Annotated in this window: 4 protein-coding genes; all 4 read left to right on the top strand. The window is 47.2% G+C overall.

Going from position 1 to position 4134, the window contains the following annotated elements:
- Positions 1-68 precede the first annotated feature (68 nt).
- Positions 69-1352 carry a phage tail sheath C-terminal domain-containing protein gene (locus ACFIJS_RS08575; RefSeq protein ID WP_375651180.1) on the top strand — a complete coding sequence of 428 codons (1284 nt, stop codon included), beginning with the start codon at positions 69-71 and terminating at the stop codon, positions 1350-1352.
- Positions 1353-1355: 3 nt separating this feature from the next.
- Positions 1356-1874, top strand: coding sequence for a phage major tail tube protein (locus tag ACFIJS_RS08580; RefSeq protein WP_375635060.1), 519 nt, complete (start codon positions 1356-1358; stop codon positions 1872-1874).
- Between the two features lie 41 nt (positions 1875-1915).
- Positions 1916-2326, top strand: coding sequence for a hypothetical protein (locus tag ACFIJS_RS08585; protein ID WP_375651176.1), 411 nt, complete (start codon positions 1916-1918; stop codon positions 2324-2326).
- A 131-nt stretch (positions 2327-2457) separates the two neighbouring features.
- Positions 2458-4134, top strand: a 1677-nt coding sequence (locus ACFIJS_RS08590) for a phage tail tape measure protein (protein WP_375651178.1), incomplete at its 3' end; no start/stop codon positions are given.

A 4134-nucleotide genomic window follows, 5' to 3' on the forward strand; every position in this document is an offset into this window, starting at 1 on the left:
CTGACAGTGTCAGGCTTATGAGAGAGTGCGCTTGTTGTTATAGTCTCTTCATTGATTTGGAGAGCAATATGGCAACAGAATTTAATCATGGGATTCGCATTGTAGAGGCTGGTGAGGATTCTCGTCCTTTAGCAACATTTGATCAGACCGCCCTTGGGGCAGTTGTTACAGCCCCTGATGCGGATGCACAAATTTATCCCCTTAACGAGCCCGTGTTGGTCTTCACCCATGAGACAGACAAAATCCAAAAGCTTGGGACACGGGGCACAGCTCTTGATGTTATCAATGCCGTGCGCGCGCAAGGGATTGAGGCACAAGTGATCCTTGTGCGGGTGGAAGAAAAGTCAACCATTGCTGAGACACAAACCGAAATGGTGGGATCAAATGCTCGACTGACCGGTGTGCATGCCTTGGCTCATGCGCGGGGGCATTTGGGTGTGGAACCTGGAATTCTCTTGGCACCGGCTTATAGTGCAGGGCGGATTGACAATGGCAAAAACCCTGTGGCAGACGCTTTAGAACAGGTTGCAGAAAAGCTACAAGCGATTGCGGTTTTTGATACGGGGGGTAAAAACACGGAAGAAAGCCTTGCTTATCGTACAGATTTTTCCTCACGCTTTTGTTATTTGATTGATCCCTTTGTACGAGTGGCAAATAGTGATGGGGGGTGGAGTATAAAACCCGCAAGTCCTTTTGCAGCGGCGATGTTTATCAAACGGGACAAGCAAAGGGGCGGTGTTTTTTGGTCACCTTCCAACCAAGATGTTAAAGGTATTTTAGGCACAGCGCGCCCGATTAGCTATTTTGATGGGGAAATCGATCATGAGGCAAATCGCCTCAACCAAGCCGATATTGCTACCTTTATTCCAGCACGGCTTAGCCAAAATGCGCATGGAAAAATGCCTGCCAATGGACGTATTTTATGGGGCAACCATACCACCTCCAGTGACCCACTCTGGCGTTTTGTCAATGTGGTGCGCACCCGTGCAGCCTTGGAAAAAACCATCATTAACAGTTTCCGCCCTTGGGCGAATGATGAGAATCTGACCGGTCAACATGTCATTGCTATCACCCGCAGCCTTACACAGTTTCTTGATGATCTGATTGCGCGTGGTGCGCTTTTGGGTGGGCGGGTTTGGTTTGACCGCGATTTAAATTCCAACAGCACTTTGCAATTGGGAAAATTGCGGGTGGAATTTGATGCAGAAGAAGTGCCACCTTTAGAAGATTTGAGTTTCGGCAGCCGGCGCAATAGCGCTTATTTTGACCGTCTGGCGCAAGATATCCAAAAGAAAATGACTTATCAATTTGGCGATACGCTTGAAACTTATCGCAAAGCAGCAAGGAGTTAAAGCATGACTTTACGCATTGTACGCGGTTTTACGCTGATTGTTGATGATGATGTGAATCTTCACTTAGATTTAGAGACTCTTAAACTGCCCACGTTAGAAGAAATCACTGAAACCTATCAACCGGGCGGTTCTGATATGCAAATTGATGTGAGCGGTCTTGGTGTGAAAGCGCTAAGTTTGCAAATGAAAATCCGCAGCCATACCCCTGAGGTCATTGGTATTTTTGGTGGTCCCCCTGGTCTTCGTCATAAATTCACTGGCAAAAAACATGTGATTTCTGAAGAAGATGGGCGTGAGCATGAACATTCCATTGATGTCACGGGGCGCTTGGTCAAAGTGGATAGTGAAGGCTTAACGGCTGGAAAAGCGACAGGCTATGATTGCGAGATCAAAAATATTTGGGACTATACAGAATTTTGGGATGGTTCTGTTTTGCATCGCTTTTCGTTTAAACGGGGCGGTTGGCTTGTCCGCAACGGGCAAGAGATCGGTTCTCGCCGCCGCTCTATTCTCAATCTATAAGCTCTCATTATTGATAGGGCGCTCATTTATAGGAATTGATCATGACAAGTTTACAAACCAGCATTGACGTGGAATTGCAGGTTCCGCTTCTTTATCAGGATAAAGGTGGCAAAGAATCTCTCTGCAAGAAACTGACCTTTTATCGCCCCACTTTTAAGCATGCCAAGCAATTAGCGGTGCTCATTGGACCACAATTGACAGAGCTGCTTCTTCCTGAGTTTGGAGAGCAAAAAACACTCACTAATGATGTGCTTATCGCTAAGCTTTCTCAAGTTTTGTTCACAAGTGAAGCAACAGAAGGCATTACAGCACTTTTAGCCGATATGTCCCATGAATCGGTTGAATTGATTGATCGTGTGGATGTTGTTGACATTCTTGCTGTCTTCAAGGCTTTTTTTGCTTTTTTTCCGCAACGCCAATCCTCTCTGCCGGACAATTTGGAGCAGAACTAGCCCTTTATTATCACTGGGTGCCTTCAGAAATTAACCAGATGGATTGGCTGGATGTGATTGCCTATCGAGAAGAACTCGCACGCCTTAAAGCCCAAGAATATGAAAGTCATCAGTTAGGATAAGAGACAATCATGGATGTTTCCCTTGTTGTGCGTTTTGTTAATCACCTGCAAGAGGGGATCGCTTCTGCCAAGCGGGATCTTGCAGCTTTCAGTAGCGATGTTGCGCATTTCCAAAACAAGACAAGGCAGCACTTTAAAAATTGGTTTGACCCTGAACATCTTGAGGATGCGACAAAGAATGCGGAAAATGCTTTTATCCAAGCACGCGGGCGTATGGTGGGTGCCATTGCGCAAACCGCAACCTTAATTGCACCGCTCTATAAAGCCATGCAATTTGACCAATCGATGAAAGGCTTGGAAAAGGTTCTCGATGCCCCCCTTGATCGCTTAAAGGAATTGCGCCGTTTTGCACTTGAGACCTCAACAAAAATCCCTCTAGCGGCGCGTGAAGTTTTGGAACTGATGACCAGTGCTAGCCAAGCAGGAATTGGTGAACAAGATCTCGAGGCTTTTAGCATTTATGCTGCCAAAGCAGCTGTTGCTTTTGATATGACCGGGGATCAGATTGGGGAGCGCTTTGCCAAGTTGCGCAATGTCTTTAAGCTTAATCAAGCAGGCATTGAAGATTTAGGCGATGCGATCAATCATCTCTCGAACCACATGGCGGCAAAAGCCAGTGAAGTGTCTGATTTTACCAATCGCGCTACTGGTGCGGCAACCATGTTTAAGCTCACTGCCCGGGAAACCGCAGCTTTTGGTACGGCAATGATTTCTGCTGGGATTGTTCCAGAGAGTGCAGCGCGTGGTTTTAATGCGATGAGTGCCCGCATACAGGCAGGGGGTAAACATATTGAAGATGCATTTGCCAATATTGGGCTTTCCCGCGAAAAATTTATGCAAGATCTGGATAAAGATGCCACCGGTACTTTGGTGCGCTTTTTTGATGTTTTAGCCAAATCAGAACAGGGGATGCGTTCTCTGATTGCCATTGCTGGTCGGGACTTCACGGGCGATTTTGCCAAATTGGTGGGCAATCCAGAATTGTTAGGGAAAGCTTTAGAGTTTGTGAAAGACCCGAAAGTCTTTAAAGGCTCGGTAGAGCAAGAGGCGGACAAACAAGCAACGGGCGCGATCAGGCAGTTTGAACTTTTGCAAAACCGTATCGTGGCTTTGGGAATTACCATTGGTGAAGTGCTTCTGCCCCCTGTCAACAGTCTGATGGAAAGTGTTGGCAATTTTACCAATGGGCTTATGGCATGGGCCAATGCCCATCCCACTTTAACAAGCGCCATTATCAAAACCATTGCTGCTCTGATGGCTTTTAACATTGCTCTGCGTGTGTTGCGCTTTGCTTTTGCTGGCACACGTCTCGGGCTTCTTCAATTGATCAGCTCTTTTATCAAGCTTGGTGGTGTGAGCGGCAAGCTTAAAACAAGCTGGCGTGGCTTAGCAGCCTCAGGGCGTTCCTTGAAGTTATTGATGGCAGGGCTTGGTAGGAGCGCGCTGCGTCTCTTGCGACCCATGACTTTACTTGTGGCAGCGTTTCGAGGGGTTGCGGTTTCAGGTGCAGCATTGGTGAGTAGCTTTGGTTGGCTAGGGACAGCGATAGAAGTGGTTGGGGCTGGCTTTGCCTCTGTTGTGGGGGGTGTTTTTACCCCAATAGGGGCTGTGGTTGCTGCTGTTGTGGCGGTGATCATGGCTGCTGGTTTTGCTTTGTGGAAATATTGGGATCGTTTCTCTTCTTTT

Source organism: Bartonella sp. OT172YNZD (assembly GCF_042193725.1).
In the GTDB taxonomy this organism is placed as follows: domain Bacteria; phylum Pseudomonadota; class Alphaproteobacteria; order Rhizobiales; family Rhizobiaceae; genus Bartonella; species Bartonella grahamii_A.